This window comes from Pseudomonas sp. NBRC 111131 (assembly GCF_001320525.1).
In the GTDB taxonomy this organism is placed as follows: Bacteria; Pseudomonadota; Gammaproteobacteria; order Pseudomonadales; family Pseudomonadaceae; genus Aquipseudomonas; species Aquipseudomonas ceruminis.
Genome location: NZ_BCBH01000019.1, coordinates 81,169 through 101,767 on the forward strand (window position 1 = coordinate 81,169; position 20,599 = coordinate 101,767).

A 20,599-nucleotide genomic window follows, 5' to 3' on the forward strand; every position below is an offset into this window, starting at 1 on the left:
GCGCTGCATCAGTTGCAGCATAGGCAGAATGGAATCCTTTTAACCCCCATAAACACTGGCTTGTAAACCACTTTTTTGACTTGTAAACCTCTGTGGTTTACAGTGAAAAAAAGTGGTTAACACGGAGCCAGGATATGCCGAATTTACAAGACGAAGCTAAGGCCTACATCGAGTCCGTTCTAGGTGTGACAGCGCACCTGACGCCGGTGCCACTCCGGGTCCCCTACACCATCCGGGATAGCTACAAGACCTACGAATTGAGCATGCCGATGGGGAAAAGCTCGGCGCTCAATATGATGCTGCTGGTCTCGCGTGATGAGGTTGCTTATCCGGGCATCGTGAAGCTGCAGAAGCACATCGAGCTCGTGCACAAGGCCACCAAACAGGTGGTCGTCTACGTCTGCAGATCATTGTCGGTTCAAGACCGCCGCAGCCTGATCACGCATCAGGTCAACTTCATCCAGCCCAGCTTTCAGATGTTCATACCAGAAATGGCGCTGGACCTGCGCGAAAGCTTCCGCCTGCGTCGAGAGCAAAGCGAGGTGGCCGCCCTCCTCCCGGCAGCCCAAGCCATGCTGCTCTCATGCCTGTATGCCGGCAAAACCGACGAAGCCTATTTTACGACGAACGCCCTCCTGGGCGGTCTCAATTACAGCCGGGTAACACTCTCGAAGGCGGTGGAACAGCTGACCTCCCTTGAGGTGATCACCCCTGCAAAGAGCGACCTTCACTGGAAGACCTACGCCTTCAACGGGACACCAGCTGAGGTGTTCCGAAAGGCCAAGCAATACCTACGGTCCCCCGTCAGAAAGAGAGTTGGCATAACCCGCAACACTCTCCCCATGGCGCCCGGTGTGTGTCTCGCCGGGGAAACTGCCCTGGCCAAATACACGATGCTGGCGGAGCCTAAACAGGCCGTGTGGGGAATGACCAAGAAAGTGTTCAACGACATGCTGGCGCTTGATGCGTTCAAAGTCATAGATTCGTTGGACGGGATCGAGGAGTGGGTGGAGATCTGGACGTATCCGTCGCTCACCGAAAGACACAACATAGCAGATGCGGCATCGCTGTATCTGAGCTTGGATGAAAACCCTGACGAACGCATTCAGATTGCGTTGGATGAACTCAAGGAGCAAGTCAATTGGTTAGCGTAATAGGCCTGGATGTCTTCGGCAAACACTTCCATGATTTTCGTGATAGCTACGTCCTGATCGGAGGCGTTGCCTCAGCTCTCGCAATGGAGGACGCGGGCGAGGATTTCAGGGTCACTAAGGACCTGGACGTTGTCTTGGTAATCGAAGCACTGAATGCCGACTTTGTTGCAAGGTTCTGGGCGTTCATAAAAAGTGGCGGTTACGAGATCAAGCAGAGAGGCGGCGAGCGTCCAGAACCCATTTTCTATCGGTTCCAAAAACCTACAGATCCCTCCTACCCCGTCATGATCGAACTATTCTCGCGGGCGCCGGAAGGCCTGGAGCACGAAGAGAACGCGACGCTGACCCCCATCCCAACAGACGAATCGGTTTCGAGCTTAAGCGCCATTTTGCTGAACGAGGACTATTACCAGTTCCTACTGTCCGGCCGCCAGCAGGGTGAGGAGCTGACCTATATCGGCGCCGATCGCCTTATCCCCTTCAAGGCTAAAGCCTGGCTCGACTTGTCTCAGCGCAAAGAAAACGGTGAAGGCGGGGCAGACAGTAAGGACATCAGAAAGCACCGGAACGATGTCCTGGCCCTGACCAGTCTGCTGACCGGCGAAGTGATCGAGCTGCCCGAAAGCATCACCGCGGACATGCAGCTGTTCCTAGACCGCCTGGCTACCGAGGATCTCGACTTCAAAGCACTCAAGATCCAGGGTGACCTCCCGACCATTGTCGGCCGTATTGCAGAGTCCTTCGGCCTTCAGGTGACCGCTTAAAGCGAATCGCCCCGCACAATTCGCGCTCGACGTTCAAGTCGGGCGCCATTGCCCTCCCCTAGTTCGATCAATCCGTGATCCTCATTACTTCACGGAAACGGATTCGGTCACCACGAACGAGACCACACCGCCCAACGCAACGCCGTCCAGGCCTTGCTTCCCATCTTTGTCGACCACATAGCCTTTCAGCTCTCGCTGCTCAACTCCGTCGCACGACAGTGTGGCGGTCGCAGCCACATGCTTCTTCATGCTGTTGTTCCATTCGAGGGGGATGCCCAGAGCGCAGTCGCCGCCGGCCAGGACCTGAGAAAAATCATAATCCACCTTGCCAGCCCCACCTGCGCGGTACTCGGTCGGCAGAACAGTGCCAAGCGCAGGATCACCGAGGTGATAGAGTTTTGCGTAGATGACAGCGCCCATTGGGATGGTCACGTTGATCTTTTTGTCATTGCACCCTGCCAGCGACAGAGCGATACAACCGTACACGGCAAGATTTCGAAGTGGTGACATACTTTTTCCAGTTTGAGAATGGGTGTCAAAAGTCAGCAGTGCTAAGCCAGCGGCCATGCGATTCCGCTAACAGTTCAGTTGCCAGCGGCCCTTGGGCCAGGTCTTGTCGACGTGAGCCATGGCCGCTTCCTTGGTTTTGAAGCGCCGGCGCATCACCTGATCGGGATGGCCTGGGTCACTTCGATCACCTGTTATGTACGGCGCCCAAGCCAGCCAATAAGCCGCCTCGGGCTGGTCGTCTGCGCCGTGCGGTTGCGCGACACCGGCCAAGTCACTGCGAGTCCAACTACTGGGGCGAAACTCGCGCCATTGGGGCTCGGTCACGGGCATTTAATCCGGCTCGACCGGGTGCGGATCTGGTTGGAACTGGGCGACGTAGCCAAGCACGGCCGCGACCCGCCGGCCGGTCGCGCTCCCCTTGTCGGTGCACTCGCGGTAGGCTTGGCCACTCTGGACTATTTCCTTAAGCAGCTCGGCGGCCTTGTCCAGGTGCTGCTCGGTTTCGTTGGTGTGCTCGATAAGCTGTTGGTAAGCCTTTTGCGACTCACCATGGCGCCGGTCCATGGCCTGGACGATTTCGAGCAAGCGGTCTGTGCCGATTTCGTCGGTATCACCCAAGCAGAGCCGGTCGCCCTCATCCTGGGTGCATTGGCAGTCGTCGGTCAGCACTTCCGAACTACCGACCCAACCGCAAAGCTTGCACTCGACGGTGTAGTAGTTTCCCACCAGTGGTTCCTGGCCGATGCAGACCGGCATGCGTACCATCTTCTCAACGGTTCTCATCGTGACCTTCCTTGAATCTCACACCGGTTTCAGGTGAGGCGTTTTTGAGTCGGCAATCTGCACTAGCATCGCTGGTTGCATGGTCATCACATCGAAGCCCATCGACTCAAACCACTCGCGATTCATCAGCGAACGGGCTTCGGTTGGTACGTCGAAGAATCCGTTGTCCTCTGACCAGAAGCGGCAACTGACCGGGTGCAACAGATCGAGGTCGAATGAGCCGCCTGGATAGATGCACACGATCAGCTCCCAAGACGCATCAGGCGGCGTTGGCCACTGATACCCTGCTGGCGCTTTGCGTTCACGTTGCCCGCCTTCAAAGCGCCCTGAAAGGCCGTATACGAACGCACGCACCTGCCACATCGCCACCACGCGGCCTTGTGCTTTCTGATCGGCACAGACGCGCTGGAAAGCCTTACGCACCAATGGCTTTGGCAGGCCCCATACAAAGCAGGAAATGCCTTGCTGGTAGAAGGCCTCAAACCCCATTACCGGATACCCCGCTTCGTCGGTCGCTCGATCCAAATAGTTCATGGCTCATTTTCCCTAGTGCGCGACCTGGGCGGCTTTGGCCCGGTCATTAAGTTGCTTGGCCAGCGCCTCGCCGGCTGCCGTCAGGTCGTAGTCACCGTGCGCGAATGACACCAGCCCTCGCTTTCGCAGCGCTTCGCAGGTACGCACCCGCGCAGCGTAGGACAATGGGCCATGCACGCCGAAGTCATCCCAGCCCCAGCCGGTCCCCAGCTTCATCAGTACGGTTTTCATCGGCTCACTGAGCTTGGTGGTCACGGTCGATATCCCTACCAGAATGGGGTCATAGGAACGCGCTCGGTCATGAGCTTGTCATTGCCATGCTCAGCACTGAATGCCTCGTACTTGGCGATATTTGCCTTGCAGAACGCTTCCAGCTCATCGGCTGCTAGGCGTGGCGAATAGGCATAGACAGGTTCCGCCGAATCATCCAAAAACTGCTCTGTGCCATCCGCATGGATCACTACGGGTACGCCCCCCAGCAGCACTTCCACATCGGTGATGAAGGGCGCAGTCTCGGCGCCACGGGGATCAAAAATCACCTGCCCCCCGGCCTTCATAGCTTCAAGCAGCAAATTGCGCCGGCCTTTGGATCGCTCGTATTCGATCACAATCACGCGACCATCGGCGTACACCTCAAAATCATTACCGCATGCGTCGCAGGTGTCTGGCCTGCTAGGCCCATCCATCTGCCGGACCACAGCAATCTGGGTCGTGACCGTGTGCTGGCAGGCCGGACACGCAACGTCGAGCGTGCGGCCTGCTGGCCAAGGGTTTACCGCCGCAGTCAGCTTGAAACGGAAATCAGTGCGGCAGCCTGCACAGGTCACGCCGTAGGCGCGAATCGGCGCCAACGAAAAATGCCCCTGTGGGTCTTGCTGTCGCCAGGTCGAGGCATGGAACTCTTCGGTGGTATGGCAGTGCGGACAGGTCACATCAACGCTTGTCGCGTCGGGGTTGATTGGCTGGTGCACTTCGAGCATATCGGACTCAGATGGCATGGTCGCTCATTTCCTTAGTACCACTAGATATTGTGTTGAAAGCAGCTGAAGAGGACACAAGATGTAGTGTCACAGCGTCATTTCCTTCATCGGATCAGAGGGAATGGAGTGGTTCACAGTCCAGCGACAAACGTGACTACTGATCAGACGCAGTGCCCCCCTGCCGATCGTTTTGACCTAGGGCCGGCGCGAGCCCTGCTTCGTCAGTGGCGAAGTACGAAGCATGCGCAGCCCAATTACATTTTGGGCAGGGGATGTCACCGCCATGGCGCAAGGCGCCACCTGGTTCGTCGCAACTGTCCTCATCCCAAAGAAACCCATCAACACACTGCGCGTCGGGATAGGACGCACCGAAATGCCGACCTTGGTAATCGCAACCCAGAGCTATACCAGAGATCACACACCCTCCTTAGCAACATAAAGCAAACTGATACATAACACGTATGCGTAATAAGATGGTACCACAGGTCGAGTGCTGGGGCAGACCAGGAAAGAGGGGACAGATCATTTCAGGCCGGCAGTGCAGGCGTTGTAGCTTCACAGAAAAGCTGGCTTCACAAATAGTTGACCGGCCGGGCTCCAAACTAGGTCCCAGCGGTCACCATCAAGCCCGCTTCCGCGGGCTTTTTTGACTGGAACTCCTGCAGAAGCGCCCTCCTCCGCTAAGTAGGAAAGGGCCGCCAATGGAGAGGCGTGGAGGATGGGGGCGGTGATGCGCTCCTGCGCACCTCATTCTTCGCTCATGCACTCAACCTAGCGCCACCGATAGGCGGCCTCTGCAGGGCTCACGCATGGGCCCCAGGCCCCTTTGTCGCTGACCCCAACAGCAGCACCAAGCGACAGGGTATAGTTGACAAGACGAAATCTTATAAAAAACAAACGTCCACGATTCATGGAATGTGGACGAATGACATTTCTTTTATTCCGGAACGTCAATATTTTTTGACCATTTCTGATCGACGGAGGAAATTTCTCAACCAGAATGCATTGAACCCTTCCGCGGATGCCGGCCTCTAGCCTGGCAACGAAGAATTTTCTTGACTATTTAATTAGTACCAAGAGAATGTTGTCCACGATTCATGGAATGTGGACACGCGGAGAAAAGCCAGTTATGAAGAGTCAAGACATTTTGTTGCTTTTCAAAATGACTAGCCTGCACGCTCAAGAGGAAAACCTGTTTGGCCGCATGGAATTGGAATCTACCTCTGAGCATGTGAGAAACATTCTCAACCCAGAGCCCCGTTGGTTGGCGTCAGTTAGCGGCCAGGTAGGTGAGGTGCTGTCTCAGTTGCTGCCGAATGACGAAGACACGGTATTTCGGCCACAAGAACTCGATTCACCGATGGGCGATTCTGACCGATGGGAGGGCTGGTCGGATGTGGTGCCGTCGACCCCAGTAACGAGCTGGAGCGAAAACTATTCCTTGCGGGCGCTCTCTGCGTCGCTTGGCCTCAGTAAAAGTGAAGTCTCCAACGCCATGGCGCGTTGTCGCAATGCCGGCCTTCTTACCAGCGATTTCGACACCGGTCTTCCAAAGGTGAATCGACGTGAGCTGCTGAAGGTTGCCGAGCACGCTCTGAAGTACTTTTTTCCAGTAAAGCCAGGTGCAATCGTCCGTGGCATCCCTACCGGCTTTGCTGCGCCAGCCCTTTCGAAAAGCCTAAAAAGTGCTGGCGGACTGATACCTGTCTGGCCCGACCCACTGGGCAGCGAGCGAGGCCAGTCAATCGAGCCCCTCTACAAGACGGTGCCCGAAGCGGTAAAAATAGATAGGACCCTTTATCATTACCTCGCGCTTGTAGACGCGATCCGCGTTGGCGGCCCAAGGGAGTGTGGCGTGGCTGTCAACATACTGAAGGCAGGGATGGGGGTGAAGTAATATGGCATCGAATGCGGACCACAACTACGAGCTTATCTCGTTTGTGGCTGATGGTTTGGGCGACGAGTTTTTGGCTGAGTGTGCCTTTGTCGGTGGATGCACAACCGCTATGTTGGTCACCGATAGCGCAGTGCTGGACGACATCCGATTCACCGACGATGTCGACCTGGTGATCGAGCTAGCAGGCATTTCTGCCTGGGAAAAGCTTACAGTGCGTCTTGCAGCGAAAGGCTTCAAGATCACTGGGGAAGATGATGTGAACTGCCGGTTCAGGTTCAATGATGTCATCGTCGATGTGATGCCAAGCGACGCGTCTATTCTCGGCTACGCTAACCGCTGGTATGTAGAGGGACTGGCTCAAGCGGTACCATTTGAGCTACCTAGCGGTCGGGCAATTCGAATCTTCAAGCCAGCATTCTTCTTGGCAACTAAGCTCGAAGCCTTCAGTGGTCGGGGTAACGGCGATCCGTACCATAAGGACGTCGAGGATATCATCATCCTCCTAGACGGACGCCCAGAGCTATTGGCAGAGGTCCGTGAAGCCGGCGAAGAGCTCAGGCAATACGTTGCCGAGTGTATTGGCGCTCTGGCAAAACTTAACGGCATCGATTATGCAGTTGAGAGCTCAGGCTCTGTTCGAGCCAACCCTGGGCGTGCCAAGCTCATTCATCAACGCATGAAAGACCTGAGCGCGCTCGCATGAGATATCAAACTAGGTCCGTAAAAGGGCATGACCGAGCAGCGAACCACGACTTTGCAGCCGCCGAGATCCATGGGGCACGAGGCCTTTTTGTCATTATGGATGGCACCTCGAAACCAGGCAGCGGTCAGCTTGCGCAAGGCTTGGCACAAGGCGTGATTAGAGCCTATCTGAGCAATGTAGCTCAGGGCGCAGATGACTCCAGCCCAGAACAAGTTCAACAATTGCTCAACGGTATCTTGGTGGATATGCACCGTCAGCTATTCACAAACCAGACTGGCACCACCAGCTATCTGATCGGTGTCGCATCCCAGGGCCTACTCACCGTTGCTTATGAGGGTGATTGCGCCTGTGGGATGGCTGGAAACGACGGCAATATCGAATGGTTTACTCCTCCACACTGCCAAGCAAACTGGAAGCGCGACAGATCGCACCGCGAATTGGCGTTGGATCCTGCACGCAATCTGGTTACCCGCAGCCTCAGAGCAACACGCGCTCCGAGTCCTGATTTTTTACGCCAGCCGGCACCGGCGGGAACTCGTTTTGTCTTCGCCACAGATGGGTTCTGGGCCGAGCTCACTGAATCGCAGCAAGCTGCTGCGATCAATGAGCCAGCTGGGGACATTGCTGTCGTGAGTGATGATGTCACTTGGATTGACGTGAGAATGTGAGTCCTGCCGAGCCAACTATTGGGTGGATCAGATAGGCCTTTCTCATCTGATCTTTGAAAACTGATGGGGGCTATCGCCAAAGAATGACCTTGAGGCAGCTTTTGCTGAGCCTGCAGAGTCACCATTTTCGTGGCTCTACAGGCGTGCCTCCCCTGCCCTTTGCTTCAAGCCCCTGGTTAAATGCCTTGCGAGTTACGAAAAGCACGGAATCGCTCGCAGGCTTCCTGCGACGAATCACCCAGGTGCCACAGCGTGCCTTCTGACGCTAGATAGGCCGAAGTCTCCTCTTCCCATAGCACGGCAAAGGCAGTCGTCGAGATGAGAAATCCATCGCATTTGCCGTCCATGACAGCGTTCTGCAGCACGTTTCTGTGACTCTCAATAAACTCTGAATTGAACGCGCTCAGTACGCCTCTCGCATCAGCTTTGTTAGGACCACTCACGACTTTCCCGACAGGGACCAAATCGTCCAAATTGAGGGCAATGATTCCGCCATTGTTGAACGGTGCCAGCTGCCTAGCAGCATGGCTGACACGCTTCTCAACCCCGAGCGTTGACCAGATCTTCTTGCATGCGATCGGGTAATCGCCCATGCCGAAGTCAACCAGGATATCTGGCTCTGCAGCTTTGGCCGTAAGCCCACGGTTCTTCAAGTCGGAAAGCAGCACCAGCTCCCACAGAGCGTCTTTCCCTTGGTGAGAGTTGCTCCGATCGTGAGGCTGCATTACTCCGCCGGCCATGCGCTTGAGCGCCTCTTGAATCCCTGGTTCATCTGGCAAATTGGTGACTGCATCAGCGAGACGATTCACGTACGCCGCTTCCCACACCACCCGGTCATCCGGCTTCACCTGGTCAGCCCATGCCCGGCTCAGCTTGTCGGCCTGACTGAGCAACTGACAAAGCGCGCTCCCGGACCGAAGCCTGATGTTGCGCTGCACCAGCACGGCCCTGACTTGCTGGGCTTTAGCAGCAATCTCTTCGTAGGTGTCTACCCAAGCCTTGCTCATAAGATCGACGGGCTTCACTTCACAGCTCCTTTGGAGATGGCTCATGGATTCACTGGAACAATGGCGGTGATAACTGATTCGAGCGCTGCTTTCACCAGTGGCAGAATGAGCTTTCGCCCATCAGCACTGTGCCAGACCGGTTGCCAACTCGCACCTTCAATGGAAGGGAGAACGAATTTGCCCGGCCTGCGCTAGCCGAGTACCTGTCGGTGCAGGCCGGCGGATGGCCTCAGGGCAGCTGGAGCGCCCCATTACCTGCATGGCTGGGCTGGATGTCTTTGAACCCGGGATGCTCCAGGTCGACCGTCAAGCTGCTCTCAGCGAAATCCTTTCCCACATACTTCTGTGCCCAGGACCGGCGCTGATCCGGCGTTCTGCATGCACACGCACGCTCGTGGCGGCTGAGCCAGGCCTTGCAGAGCCTCTGCATGTCGCGCTTGAAATCGGAGACCAGTCGATACTCAGCCCCACAGTACGAGCACTGAGCAGTTCCAGTGTTATGTGCCATAAATCATTTCCGAGTGACGGGCGCCCGAAGGCCCGCCCTGCTTCTGGTGATATGCATCTTGGCGCAGGACCGCCCGTACTGCACGTGTTCGCGAGGACTCAAACGGGTTGTCCGGTGGCGCTTGCCGCAAGTCCTTTGCAGCCAGGCTGATTTGCCTGATGCGGGATCGCAGCCAGTTGGCATCTGCCGTGTAAATGGCATCGGGATTGTTGGCCAACAGGGCGCGCAGTTTATCGCCTAATTCGGCGTTGATCACCACTCGCCCCAGCAGGTGAAAGTCGTGATGGTGCAGCGTTGCACAATCCTCAGCACTCATGGCCGCTAGATTGGATGGGATCCCCGCGCAGAACTGATCTGTTTGAAAGATACGCTTGGCATGCGCCAGCATCACACCCGCTGAGAGCTCCCCACACTGCAATGGAATAATCACACGAGCGCCGGCCATGATCCACGTGCGCACTCGCTCTGCATGCACAGCCCACAAGTCGAGGGTTGCCGATTGGTCACCGATGATGTCCGGCGCCACGATGCTAAGAGCCCCTGGGAAGTCTGTCCGCGCCAGCACGCATTCGTACGTGAAAAACACTTTCTCCCAGCTCACGAGCTCGCCCTTCTGGAAGGCTGAAAAGGCTCCGGAGTCGATGAACACGGAACCTCCTGCATTCAGGTGCCGGGGAAGCGTGCCAAAGATTTTCAGGCTATCCAGCAACGTTGCAACTACCCCTACGGGGACGCCCTCATCAACCGCAGCTCGCAGGTCCTGAGAACTGGACATTCCAGAATGAAAGGCAACGCTCCAGGTCAATGGCATGATCTTGATTCCCCCTGCTGCGCACACGAACCCCGCGGCGCTTACACGGCATCGACCCAGCTCGCTGGCTGGGGATGCGTGGTTCAGGGAGATCTAGATGTGCACCGCAGTTTGATCGTTCGTGATGCGGACCTGGCCTGCTACAGAACAAGGTGGATGATCAATCCAGCCCCCGTAGGCTGCTAAGTCCATAGTCATCGCGCAAGATTCGCAGCTGCTCCTTGTCCATTTCGTCTAGGGCCGAGCAGTTTGCGTCGGCTAGGCCCTGCCGGCGCAGCAGATCAGCTGCATCACCTCTGTCATAGATGTAGCGCGACAGGTCCGCGGCGGCGAGGAGAATACCGACCTGCAGCTGAGTCGGTTTGTTGCGAGGCTTGCGCTTGGCGACAGCCATGAGGATGTCCTCGATCGTGGTGTGAGCCGGTCAGGCCCTGGGTGGATGTACCGGACAAGGCCGGCGCGGGCCGTACTGAGGCGGGCAAGTGCAGCTCATGCCTTCGCGAGCGCCTCGACCAGAAGCGCATCGAACTCGTCCACCGCCAGCGGCACCCAGCGATCATCGATCAGCTGGTCGTGGTACCACTTGAGACCCGCGTAGGACACCCGCACACAAACGCCGCCCAGTATTACCAATGGCACCTGGCGTACAGACGCTGGCAGGATTACCGGGGGAATGTCAGCAACAGAGGCCTTCACAGCGAGGTTTTCCATCGCCTCACGCAGGGCGACGGCACTGACCTTCTGGGCCTGAGAGTTGCCAGACAGGGCAGTACGCAGAGTCTCGACGGCGGAGCAGGACCCGCGGTCATCGCCATTGCACCGCGCCACAAAGTCGTCAAGCCACAGCAGCGCCTCTTCAACATCGCCAGCACAGGCCGCCGTTTGAGTGTCATCACCAGGCTGGCTCTGAGCGGACTGCGACGCCCCTTGCTCGGTGAGCCATGCCGCTACGTGGTCGGCGCTCATAACAGCCAAGGTTTCCGAGCAATTATCACAGCCCAGAACCAGCTGGCAGCGAATGTCGCTGGTGCGCAGTCGCCCGTGCTGCGCATCACTGATGTTCTGGTTGTGTGTCTGCCAGCTCAGGGCCTTGCTTCCGCACTCGCGGCATTCGGTAATCTTAGTGATGCTCATGCTGTGCCTCCTGCAGGCGTTCGACATCTGGCAGCAACTGCGCCAGCGGGTCAGTGGTGAAGCTGTCTTATCGCGGGTACCGGACCGGCGAACCGGGCCGATGTGATTAGGCTGGGCCGCGTGGCACTTCGTAGTACGAGCTGCGTAGCCGGTTCACGGTATAACCGCGGCGGCGCAGCGCCTCGACAACCGAAGGGCCGTTGCCGGTGTAGCGGCCAGTTGCAAAGCGCAGAGTGACCCCATGTGCCTTGCAGTGCTTGAACTCTTCAATCAGGCGCTCAGTGTTGGTCATGATTCGTCCTCCTACGCCGCCGCCAGGCAGTCGTTCCAAAGTTGTGGGTCCGCGTACATGAAGTAACCGGGCTTGTCCGGATTGGCCACGCAACGCCCACCCTTCTGCCGGTACGTTTGGTAAGCCCGGGCAACGCGAGACTTCTGCACCTGATCTAGCCGGCGTATCTCCGCCTTAATCTCCAGGTCGAGCGTGAAGCCCTTCGCTGGCGCCATGGCGCAGGTTGTGCCGAAGTGACGTATCTCGTTGGTTTCGCAGTCCTCGATCCAAACCACACGCTTGAGGCCTTGCTTGCCGCAACATTCGCAGTGCGATTTGTCGTCGTTGATCCCGAGAAATTTGAAGCGGCTCATGGCGTGCCCTGATGAGTGACTGAGCCAAAAAGTTAAACTATAGGGCAACAAATAGCAATACAGATTAAACTATATGGCAACCTTTTCTCTTCCATGCGAAGCCTTGCTCAAATCGCCGGTTTCACATCAGTCCGTGAGAAAAGCTCAATATTTCACAGTGAAAAGCCCTGAACGCAGTCCAGGGCCTCAAACGGCTGCCTTACCGGCCAAACACACGGTCAAGCACAGGCCTTGACTCGATGATCGCGGTACCCAGCTCATCGACGGTCGTAGCGCCCGTCAGGCGGTCCTCGACTGCGGACAGGTCGGTAAGCAGCTCGTCGTTGCCACCCTCCTTGTAGAGCGTGCTCTGCACAGCTTCGAAGGTCCGCAGCAGATCGCGGTGGGTGTCCTGGAAGTTGCTTTCACTGCCAGAGACGGTTGCCTGGGCCCAGCTGGTGAGCGGGTGGTGGCGAGCCTCCACCTTACCGGGGCCGAACATGCGGTCGTAGGAGCGCTGCACCAGGCTTTCAATCAAGAGGCCGTTGTTTCTGTCATCCATTCGTATGCTTCTCATCGTGATGACGTGATCGTCACGTCGTGGTGATGATGCCAGGCGCACCCGGCATCGGTTTCGCCGATCAGCGGCAGCTCTGTATCGGCGGTCTCTAAAGGGTCTTCAGCATGGGGCACCGGCTGATCTGGCGCCCAAGCCGTAGGCCTAGGTCGATCAGCCTCATTCTGTCGCCAGCTGCGACACGCTCAGGCCTACCGCGACGGGCCGTACCCAGATGGGCATGCTGCTGAGCATGAAGGTTTCCCCTTGGGCTGCCAGCAGCAATGTCGTGCCCATGACATGCCCGATCGCCTCCGCCGCCGCCGGCGGAACGGCGTTGCCAATCCGCTCGCGCCAGGCCTGATCGCTCAAACCGTCCAACTCCAACTGCTCCTCGGGCTCGACAAGGCTTTGCAGCGCTGCCAGTTCCAGAGTCGTGAAGGGGCGGTGCCAGGTCCCGTCGAGCGACTCGATAATGCAAGTGAGCCTGTCGTTGGCCTCTGGGAGCCGGGGATCGGCTACGCTCCAACGGCCGTTGTCATGCTTGGCGCTTGCAGAGACGGCTCCCGCTGAGCCCTGCCACGGCACCACGCCGTAATGCCCGCCAGTCAGGTAAGCGTCGCCCTTTGTGCGTTTCATGGCCGGTCGGGGATCGGCGACGCTGAATGTGCCTTGTCCTGGGCTTTTAACTCCAATGACGGCACCGCTGGTGTCCTGCCATCGGCGAACACCATACTGCTGGTACTGCAGGGCGCCAGCTTTGGCTCGCGGATCTGCAACCGAGAACGCTCCGTTTGTTGGGTTCGATCGGCCAGCCACCGTGCCCATGCTGTCATTCCAGCCATGTACTCCCATGTATCCCGATCGGTACCCTGGAACAATGATCAAGTCGCGCAGGTAACCATCCTGGATCGCGAGATCATTCAGGCTGCGCCAGTCTTTTCCGGCTTCGACCAAGGCCAGGCGGACCCAAGTTTTCCATTGCAGAGCCGGCACCCGGTGCATAGGGCCAGCCTGCTCGATATCGCCGGCCAGAGGCATGCGACCGAGGATGTCACCTACAGCACGAAGGCTCTTCTTCTCTGGCTCATACAGGAACGACGGCACCTTCTCGACGTGGCGAGCCACCAGCAGGAATCGCTTGCGGCTTTGAGCCAATCCGCCGATGACCCCACAGTCATGGGTGGTTTCGGCGACGGCATATCCATAGTGGCTTAGCAGAGCGCCGATCTGGTCCAGCAGATGGCGGCCACGATTGGCCAGGCGTGGGACATTCTCGAATACCAGCATTGGTACAGGGTCATCCCGCCACGCCTCCGCCATCAGCCAGATACAGCGCAGAGTCAGCTCGTTCAAGGCCTGGTACTTCGGGGTCAGGCTCATCTTCTCCGACAACAACCCGCTGGCGCCCTTGCATGGGGAGCTGATGAAAACGGTGTCGGGCCGGCGGTTCTGGGCCGCACGGCGGATGTCCTCTGGGAGTGCCTCCCGCCATCCGGCTGGCGGCTCCTTTCCGTGGAAGCGGATGTACTGATCACGTGTGAAGAGATCCAACAGCGTGCCTTCAACACCGGACAATCGCTTGAAATCGGCGAGGCCGGCCGGGTCAACGTCAACGCCTCCCAAGCACTCCCATTCAGCTTGCACGTTACCGACGATGGGCTTTGCCCGGTTGAAGCCCTTGGCGCCACCCCCCAAGCCGCAGCAGAAGTGGAAATGGGTGAGGATTTTTTTGATCAGCATGCAATGTCCTACGAGAGTTGAGTGGCGCCCGCCAGGTGGACTGGCTCCCCTGGTTTACCTACGGACCGGACCAAAAAATTAAACTATAGGGCAACCTTTATCAATATTTATTAAACTATATGGCAACTTTTATCTTCGTCCAAAACGATCTCCGTGGGTTACGCTCTCCCCTGGAGGCCAAAAAAAATCCGGCCAGTAATGGCCGGATTGGGTGTAGCGTTCGTGAGCTCTGCGCGGTGCAACGAAGCGCAGGCTAAAAGGGCGGGTTCCTAAGATAGTCGCAGTATTGCGCGTCCAGCAGAGCCGCTGGTGAAGGCTCGATCGCAATCAAGGTCCATTTACCATCGATACACCGGCCTACCTCCCCATAATTGAGACCGGGCAAGTCGTAGCTTCGCTCGATCGTTGCCCAGTCCTCGGGGTACTGTGCTTTGAAGGCCTTCCGGAAAGACTCGTTGCCGTAACTGCCCATGATGGTTACGACAGCAGAGAACTTCTCATCTCGATCGCTGATCAGCTCTATTGAGCTGGCCATCAGTTTGGGTGCCGCCTGTTCGTTGGGTGTGCGCATGCCATGATCTCCATTGGCAAATATCTGCCAAAAGCAGCCTTGTATCGGTGCGATGTCGACAGCCCCATCGCATTCACTGGTCAACTCGAAATGGGCAACACCAGCCGATAACGAAACCTGGCGCCACAGTGCACACTGAACAAGAAGGGGGTCGGCACCTATCGCAAGCTCCGATCCTTGGCCGTTGGGCCTCTGCAGTTCCCTATTCCTCCCGGTCGAGCTCAGGCGTTCTGTACGTTTTCCACTGCAGCAGCGTGTACCGCCCGAGCTTCACCTTCGTCTCGGTTACCACCTGGCCAAAGGCGTAGTTACCGACCTCGGTCACCCAGACCGAGATCAAGTTCTGCCCCAGGCCGGCCCCGAATAGCCGCTGCAGCAGTGTGCGCCGGGTAGGCGCTTCTGCGAGTGGGGTATTGCTCATAGTCCACCTCAGTAAGCCGTTGTCCCGATGACGCCGAAATGTGCCATCGCTAGTGTCAGTTGCCAGCCCCGTATCCCTCCCGCGGAAACGCTGGGCTGGCGCCATTCGAAATGTGCCATCGTTAGTTTCTGGTGGTTCGTATGGCACATTTGGTCAAGTCAGTAGCAGAAGGGCCCGCCAAACTGCCACGTGCACGACTAGAGTACATTTGTACTCCTAGCGCCAGCAGCTGATCCTTCAGCCGCCCGATCGTTCAAAGGAAGACAGTGGGAGCATGCGCCTTGGCCTTCCCCCTTCTTGGCCGCGGGGAGCTCTTATTCTGTTCGGTCTTGCGCCCGTTCCCAGAGCTGCTCAAGTTCACGCCGTAGAGCTCACACAAGCTCGCGAGCTGCTCGGCCGGTATCAACCGGTGCATCTTGCTGAGCCGCAGCAAGATGGCCTTCGGGGTGCGCTTGTGTGCGGTGGCAAGCGTGTCGATCGCTTCGCCATTCCGGTATCCCGCAATGAGCCGCTGGTCTTCGTCATCGGTCCACTTGCTGCCCTGGGCCGTCGACTCGGTGCTCCCACTGGCAGTGCGGCTTGCTTTTGCCGGCTGCTGCACAGGCTCGGCTTCCCGTGCTGGCGCCTGCGCCAGCTGCACTGGAGCGGCAGGAAGTTCTGAATCAAGTACCGTCGACAGCATGGCCAACCACCTGGTGCGATCGGTGTCCCGTGAGTGGTGGAAGCCAACGCTGCCGATCACCACCATGGGGTTCACGTTCAGCGCTGCAGCGATCTGCCACGCGTGATAGTTGTCCAAGAGATCCTTGCCGGTGCGCCAGCGGGAGAACTGGGTCTGGCTGACACCGAGAAACTCTGCAGCCGAGACATCGCCATGAAACCCTTTGACCACCTTCAGCTGGTCGAGCCAGTTAGCAGCGGTCTTGACCAACTTCACATGTGGACTATTCGTCTGGTTCGAGAATGGCGTCGACCGCTTGGCTCGCTGCGACAACGCTGCGGCTCCCGCAGCTGCGGCCAGGCGTAAGTTTGCAGTGATCGGTACACGCTCATCACCGCACTCAATCCCGGCTTCGTCCAAGCCGGCCGACAGGTTGATCAGGATCGCGATGGATCGATTCGTCATCTCATCTTGTTTGGCCATGCCCCCTCCCCTGGATCCGCTGAGGATCGCTACATGCTGCCCCGGGATACCGAGGGCCGCCGCCTGAAAATGAATCATAACGGCAAAAATGATTCTTCACACGTACCTATATGCTAACAGATGCAAATCAAGCTCATCAGAGATTGTCAGATCCGCGTGTGGAGGGGCGGATCGCGGTGACGATCTGCAAGTGACTCACTAGCCCATCTGATCCGTTCATGTGCTTGGTCTAGTCAAAGACTCAAAACGCAGCTTAGAATCTGCTGCGGCGCCCAGCAGACGCCCGCTACCCGTCCTCGCGAAGCTGCACGAGCAGCACTGCCAGCTAATCAAACTTCGGACCATGACTTTGGCCCTGGTGCATAGCGGTGGACGGGTGACGCTGCAACAAGTAGGGCCGGAGAGAACTCGTGGCCACCGAAAACACTCGACCTACCACCCTTGCGGGTATCAAGCGCGTAGCCAAACTCATCAAGCAAAAGGAGAGCATCCCGCATCATGCTGCTCTTGATGAAGCGGCGCATAAAGCTGGATTTCACAACCTGCGACATGCCCAGTCAGTTCTAGGCAGACCCGCCCAGCTACACCAAGCTTTTGTCACTTTCTACTGGAAAGAGCACGGCGAAAGTCCAGAGCCCTTTCAGGATGGCCCTGTCCTGCGATCAGGGCGGACCACCCTTTCATTCCGGCTGCCCTCCCCGTTGAGGGAACTCCTGCCCCGACGGTCAATAGAAAGGACAATCTACTTGTCCAGTTTTCGGCTGGAGGCGGACGACCATCTCGAACTTAGAATGGATTCAGCGGACTGGTACGAGGGCCTGAAGATGGCACAACGGGCCGCACGCGCACTTAATTTCATGGCTGTGACAGGGCTACGAGCCCCTTCTGCTAACGAGATGGCAGGACCAAGCCTGGATCTCTCCGAGTATGCAGACCACCGCTCTCACTGGTACGACGATGAGTCGAAGTGCATTGTCATTCTGGATGAGCCGTACCCACACTTGCTCCAAGATGAAATCGACTGGGCAGAAGAGCACGGGTTTCATACGGTAGGTGTACGTTGGAGGGGCGTCTATTCCGCCAGCAACACACCACGCCTACATTCGGTATCGAGAACTCTGATCTCACGCTTGGCCAAGAAGCTCAAAGCCTTGGAGACCAGGTTAAAGGTTGAGGAATGGACACACGAGACCCAGCCATACGAAAGCTCATTCATCAGCCCGGCTAGAACTCTCAGCGGAAAGCGGAAGCTACCAAGGATGATGCCAGCCCCTGAAGGTGTGGAGCGGGCCGGCGCTGTGCCATGTGGCCCCGGTGAGGCAGGTTATCGCTCACATTGGCGACCTGCTCGGCGCATGGACCTAGACAAGCACTTACAGATTGGCCCAATCCTGGAGAGACTCACGTTATCAACGGGCTTGGGCTTGGAGTCTGGACTAACCCGTATCCGCCTGACCCTGAACAAATGGTTTGAGGAGGAGTACAAGGATGCAGACCTTCCCGACAAGCAGATGCGACAGGACTACTACTCACCTGCCCCTACCGCCATCAAAGGAACTGCAGATGCCCTGGCAGAGCTCGCGGTGGTCAGACAGATCGTTGTAGAAGGGTACCAAGACTGCAAACCCAAGAGAGATCTCCTGGACCGCATTGGTAGGTGCGAACGGAAAGTCCAGCGGTCCGCTTCCCGTAGAAACCCGTAGCCTCCTGCTTCACAGCCGGCTTCCAACAACAAAGCCCGCCAAGGCGGGCTTTGCGAGCCATGTGAGGCTCAGTGAGCAGGGTTGAAGATGAGCACACCGATACCGACCATGAGGAGGAGAATACCTATTCCTCCCATCGTTGCTGCAGCATCCAGCGCGAAGTACTGCTCACATGCAGCGCCTGATACCAAGAGCCCCAGCGAGGTCACCAGCAAGGCTGCTATTCCTCTGATTAAGATCACCGCCACGCAAGCCAGTATCAGCAGTGAGAAGCGCTCTGGCGTTATGTGGAGCACCCAACTCACCATCTCCCGACCCACAAGCACTGGACCGGAGAGGAAGACGCCCACCGCGAGGGAGAGGAGGCCCAGGGCCCGGTACACCGCGTTGCGGTTTACGGCAGTCACTGATTTCAACTCAAATTTTTGCATTGCCGGTTTTCCCTTCTGTTCAGTGCTTACTCGGCGTAGGCGTCCAGTTGCTTCTTCATCTCAAGACGTTGCGCATCGAGCATCTGATTGAGCTGATCCGCTTTGAACACATCGAAGGGAGCTCGTACGAAGGCCAGCACCTCGATCGGCGCCGAGGACTGGCGATCGACCTTGCTCGACTGACCGGAGCTCGCGCTGCCTGGCAGCCCCAGCATCTCGGTACAGGCCCGGCTGGTGTAGTCGTAACACCCCACCTTCGCCTCACCTGCCAAAACAGCGCTCCGGAAAGAGACGCTCGGGAAGATGGTGGTACCACTCACAACCCCAGCCATGATCAGTACCAGGCCGAAGGCACTGCCCGCAAATGCGCGAAATGCCCCTACCAGGAATGCGAACAAGCTGACACCGGACGCAATGAACGAGATGGCTGGGGGATTTACTAACCAAGAGGCATGTTTCAGATCATCGGGGCTCACAGGAACCTTGAAGTTCAGGACGGCGGTGCTGATGGCAGCAAACACGACGTACAACACCAACGCTGCCAGGAAGACGCTCGCGAAGATCAGTGATCCCTCGCCTGCCTTACCCGGCGTGTGATCGAAGTAGTCATTGGAAGAATCGTGGTCACTCATGATGTTCACCTGCTGGATTCGTTAATCAGGGATTGGGGAAGGATTCGGGTCTACAGTTTCAGATCCCTGCGGATCTCTCGGGCCGACGGCATTCCGCGGTACCGGTGCACCGAAACCCCTACAGCCTTCATCAACTCGTCGCGGCGCCGGTCCTTTGCCTTGGCCTTCGAGTTGTTGTGCGTGGAGTCGTCGACCTCGACCAGCGCCACCGGCTTGAGCTTCTTGTCGCAGAGCAGGAAGTCGCAGCGGTTGTGGGCGACCATATGCCTTGCATGGTTCTTGTCCGTGAGAGCGGCGGCCTTCACCTTGATGAAGGCACCGAACACCACCTGGGGCGCGATGACCAGGTCGTCGCGAACTGCCTCCCTGAGGCGCCAGAAGAAGTCCTGCTCGCGCTCGGTGAGCAGGGGGATGCACTGGTAGTGCTTGGTTGAGTAGCCTTTGCGACCCTTCAGCATCTTGAGGGCGACGTACCCGATGGCGCAGGCCACCAAGAGCGGGACACCCAACCCGTCCAGGCCATTGAAAATTGACATCCTTCCTCCTTGTTTAATTCTTTACGCGTACCAATACGCTTGATGGTTAAAAAACGGCGAGTAATCCGCCTGTGATGTTGGTCAAGTAAATGTGGTTAAGCTTCCAGCTCGGGAGGAGCACCGCCGCCCCGCTCCGTCAACAAACCTGCCCAGGGTATTGCTCGTTGGGCGTGGAACCGTTAGGGTGAGTTACCCCCTCCTAGCGACACGCTCGTGTCGTGCAACACCTCTCTCCAAACCTCCCGTAGCCAAAGCAAGTCACCGTCCTGCAATCATGCGCGCCGACTTGACCAATCCCACAAACGAACTATTCGAAGCCTGCCCGCCTGGCGCGATCATGAGCGCCAGCAACGCCGCTAGATGTGATCCTCCGAGAGGTGCCCGGTGACCGCCGGCAGCTGATGCGAGGGTTCGACACCCACCGCCCGCTTGCCCCGTCGAGAACCCCGGCCTTTCACCTCGCCCGCGGCCGCCGCCTCTTTCACCGCCCGGGCTGCCATGCCCTCATTGACCATGTCCAGAATTTCCTGAGACATCCGCTGCTGCACAATGCGAGAGTTCCCCATGCGGTTGTTCGCATCGGTACGCTCGGCATCCGCAGCCTTTGCCCATTCCCTCAGGACGTCCCGGGCCTCGCCGATGCTCCCCTTGATCTTGACGAAGATCTCGAACATCAGCGGGTCAATGGATACGGATGACTTCCTGGACACGCCTCCCGCTTCACGGCGGTAGAAGATCCGGATGAAATCGTCAGCCATGCCAGCCCCCAGCACCTATCAGTAGGT

27 protein-coding genes are annotated in these 20,599 nt (G+C 57.6%); 6 read left to right on the forward strand and 21 right to left on the reverse strand.

Annotation, left to right across the window (positions count from 1 at the left end; genetic code table 11):
- The first annotated feature begins 134 nt into the window (after nt 1-134).
- Nucleotides 135-1,154, forward strand: coding sequence for a hypothetical protein (locus APH34_RS17855; protein ID WP_054902298.1), 1,020 nt, complete (start codon nt 135-137; stop codon nt 1,152-1,154).
- The gene (locus APH34_RS29565; protein WP_039614372.1) at nt 1,142-1,918 is read left to right on the forward strand and encodes a hypothetical protein; all 777 of its coding nucleotides are present in this window, start codon (nt 1,142-1,144) and stop codon (nt 1,916-1,918) included. Before APH34_RS17855 ends, APH34_RS29565 begins: the two co-directional genes overlap by 13 nt.
- An 84-nt stretch (nt 1,919-2,002) precedes the next feature.
- Here APH34_RS29565 and APH34_RS17865 read toward each other — a convergent pair whose 3' ends face one another.
- The 6 genes from APH34_RS17865 to APH34_RS29965 are packed head-to-tail and all read right to left on the reverse strand — an operon-like array spanning nt 2,003 to nt 4,725.
- The gene (locus tag APH34_RS17865) at nt 2,003-2,485 is read right to left on the reverse strand and encodes a hypothetical protein (RefSeq protein ID WP_223817442.1); all 483 of its coding nucleotides are present in this window, start codon (nt 2,483-2,485) and stop codon (nt 2,003-2,005) included.
- Between the two features lie 9 nt (nt 2,486-2,494).
- Entirely contained in the window at nt 2,495-2,752 is a 258-nt protein-coding gene (locus APH34_RS17870) for a hypothetical protein (RefSeq protein WP_128637241.1), read from the reverse strand.
- Nucleotides 2,753-2,758: 6 nt separating this feature from the next.
- Entirely contained in the window at nt 2,759-3,211 is a 453-nt protein-coding gene (locus tag APH34_RS17875; protein ID WP_023662183.1) for a hypothetical protein, read from the reverse strand.
- Between the two features lie 18 nt (nt 3,212-3,229).
- Nucleotides 3,230-3,745, reverse strand: coding sequence for a hypothetical protein (locus tag APH34_RS17880; RefSeq protein WP_039614374.1), 516 nt, complete (start codon nt 3,743-3,745; stop codon nt 3,230-3,232).
- Between the two features lie 12 nt (nt 3,746-3,757).
- On the reverse strand, nt 3,758-4,000 hold the full coding sequence (locus APH34_RS17885; RefSeq protein WP_023662185.1) for a hypothetical protein: 243 nt from the start codon (nt 3,998-4,000) through the stop codon (nt 3,758-3,760).
- An 11-nt stretch (nt 4,001-4,011) separates the two neighbouring features.
- Nucleotides 4,012-4,725 (reverse strand): hypothetical protein, encoded by a 714-nt coding sequence (locus APH34_RS29965; RefSeq protein WP_231115681.1) that lies wholly within the window; start codon nt 4,723-4,725, stop codon nt 4,012-4,014.
- A gap of 1,102 nt (nt 4,726-5,827) precedes the next feature.
- Between APH34_RS29965 and APH34_RS17895 the strand changes: the two genes are divergently transcribed.
- Genes APH34_RS17895 through APH34_RS17905 form a run of 3 tightly spaced genes read left to right on the forward strand, consistent with a single transcriptional unit; the run spans nt 5,828 to nt 7,993 of the window.
- A complete protein-coding gene (locus tag APH34_RS17895; RefSeq protein WP_172688323.1) occupies nt 5,828-6,622 on the forward strand; it encodes a MarR family transcriptional regulator in 795 nt (264 codons plus the stop codon).
- A gap of 1 nt (nt 6,623) precedes the next feature.
- On the forward strand, nt 6,624-7,325 hold the full coding sequence (locus APH34_RS17900) for a hypothetical protein (protein ID WP_004577602.1): 702 nt from the start codon (nt 6,624-6,626) through the stop codon (nt 7,323-7,325).
- Nucleotides 7,322-7,993 (forward strand): PP2C family serine/threonine-protein phosphatase, encoded by a 672-nt coding sequence (locus tag APH34_RS17905; protein ID WP_039614045.1) that lies wholly within the window; start codon nt 7,322-7,324, stop codon nt 7,991-7,993. Before APH34_RS17900 ends, APH34_RS17905 begins: the two co-directional genes overlap by 4 nt.
- Before the next feature lie 176 nt (nt 7,994-8,169).
- Here APH34_RS17905 and APH34_RS17910 read toward each other — a convergent pair whose 3' ends face one another.
- From APH34_RS17910 to APH34_RS17965, 11 genes are all read right to left on the reverse strand, one after another.
- Nucleotides 8,170-9,018: a hypothetical protein gene (locus APH34_RS17910; protein ID WP_054902301.1), complete on the reverse strand. Its 849-nt coding sequence runs from the start codon at nt 9,016-9,018 to the stop codon at nt 8,170-8,172.
- Between the two features lie 479 nt (nt 9,019-9,497).
- Entirely contained in the window at nt 9,498-10,157 is a 660-nt protein-coding gene (locus APH34_RS17920) for a hypothetical protein (protein WP_223817441.1), read from the reverse strand.
- A gap of 322 nt (nt 10,158-10,479) precedes the next feature.
- A complete protein-coding gene (locus APH34_RS17925) occupies nt 10,480-10,713 on the reverse strand; it encodes a hypothetical protein (protein WP_004577606.1) in 234 nt (77 codons plus the stop codon).
- 95 nt (nt 10,714-10,808) lie between these two features.
- Nucleotides 10,809-11,453, reverse strand: coding sequence for a hypothetical protein (locus APH34_RS17930; RefSeq protein ID WP_039614041.1), 645 nt, complete (start codon nt 11,451-11,453; stop codon nt 10,809-10,811).
- Nucleotides 11,454-11,559: 106 nt separating this feature from the next.
- Nucleotides 11,560-11,745: a hypothetical protein gene (locus APH34_RS17935; RefSeq protein ID WP_039614040.1), complete on the reverse strand. Its 186-nt coding sequence runs from the start codon at nt 11,743-11,745 to the stop codon at nt 11,560-11,562.
- A gap of 11 nt (nt 11,746-11,756) precedes the next feature.
- Nucleotides 11,757-12,098 carry a hypothetical protein gene (locus APH34_RS17940; protein WP_004577609.1) on the reverse strand — a complete coding sequence of 114 codons (342 nt, stop codon included), beginning with the start codon at nt 12,096-12,098 and terminating at the stop codon, nt 11,757-11,759.
- Nucleotides 12,099-12,297: 199 nt separating this feature from the next.
- Complete coding sequence (locus APH34_RS17945) at nt 12,298-12,639, reverse strand: hypothetical protein (protein WP_039614039.1); 342 nt, start codon at nt 12,637-12,639, stop codon at nt 12,298-12,300.
- 174 nt (nt 12,640-12,813) lie between these two features.
- Entirely contained in the window at nt 12,814-14,376 is a 1,563-nt protein-coding gene (locus tag APH34_RS17950) for a DNA cytosine methyltransferase (protein WP_023662195.1), read from the reverse strand.
- 253 nt (nt 14,377-14,629) lie between these two features.
- Nucleotides 14,630-14,947 carry a hypothetical protein gene (locus APH34_RS17955; protein ID WP_004577611.1) on the reverse strand — a complete coding sequence of 106 codons (318 nt, stop codon included), beginning with the start codon at nt 14,945-14,947 and terminating at the stop codon, nt 14,630-14,632.
- A gap of 202 nt (nt 14,948-15,149) precedes the next feature.
- Nucleotides 15,150-15,368, reverse strand: a complete 219-nt coding sequence (locus APH34_RS17960) for a hypothetical protein (protein ID WP_016486995.1) — start codon at nt 15,366-15,368, stop codon at nt 15,150-15,152.
- Between the two features lie 253 nt (nt 15,369-15,621).
- Entirely contained in the window at nt 15,622-16,512 is an 891-nt protein-coding gene (locus tag APH34_RS17965; protein WP_169739407.1) for a hypothetical protein, read from the reverse strand.
- Between the two features lie 1,262 nt (nt 16,513-17,774).
- Here APH34_RS17965 and APH34_RS30375 point away from each other — a divergent pair.
- A complete protein-coding gene (locus tag APH34_RS30375) occupies nt 17,775-18,215 on the forward strand; it encodes a DUF5623 domain-containing protein (protein WP_269803179.1) in 441 nt (146 codons plus the stop codon).
- Nucleotides 18,216-18,283: 68 nt separating this feature from the next.
- Here the strand turns inward: APH34_RS30375 and APH34_RS17975 are convergent, their stop codons facing one another.
- From APH34_RS17975 to APH34_RS17990, 4 genes are all read right to left on the reverse strand, one after another.
- On the reverse strand, nt 18,284-18,646 hold the full coding sequence (locus APH34_RS17975) for a hypothetical protein (protein ID WP_054902302.1): 363 nt from the start codon (nt 18,644-18,646) through the stop codon (nt 18,284-18,286).
- Between the two features lie 26 nt (nt 18,647-18,672).
- Nucleotides 18,673-19,278 carry a hypothetical protein gene (locus APH34_RS17980; protein WP_054902303.1) on the reverse strand — a complete coding sequence of 202 codons (606 nt, stop codon included), beginning with the start codon at nt 19,276-19,278 and terminating at the stop codon, nt 18,673-18,675.
- A 50-nt stretch (nt 19,279-19,328) separates the two neighbouring features.
- The gene (locus tag APH34_RS17985; protein WP_054902304.1) at nt 19,329-19,814 is read right to left on the reverse strand and encodes a DUF2726 domain-containing protein; all 486 of its coding nucleotides are present in this window, start codon (nt 19,812-19,814) and stop codon (nt 19,329-19,331) included.
- A gap of 356 nt (nt 19,815-20,170) precedes the next feature.
- Nucleotides 20,171-20,572, reverse strand: a complete 402-nt coding sequence (locus APH34_RS17990) for a hypothetical protein (protein WP_004577620.1) — start codon at nt 20,570-20,572, stop codon at nt 20,171-20,173.
- Between the last annotated feature and the right edge of the window lie 27 nt (nt 20,573-20,599).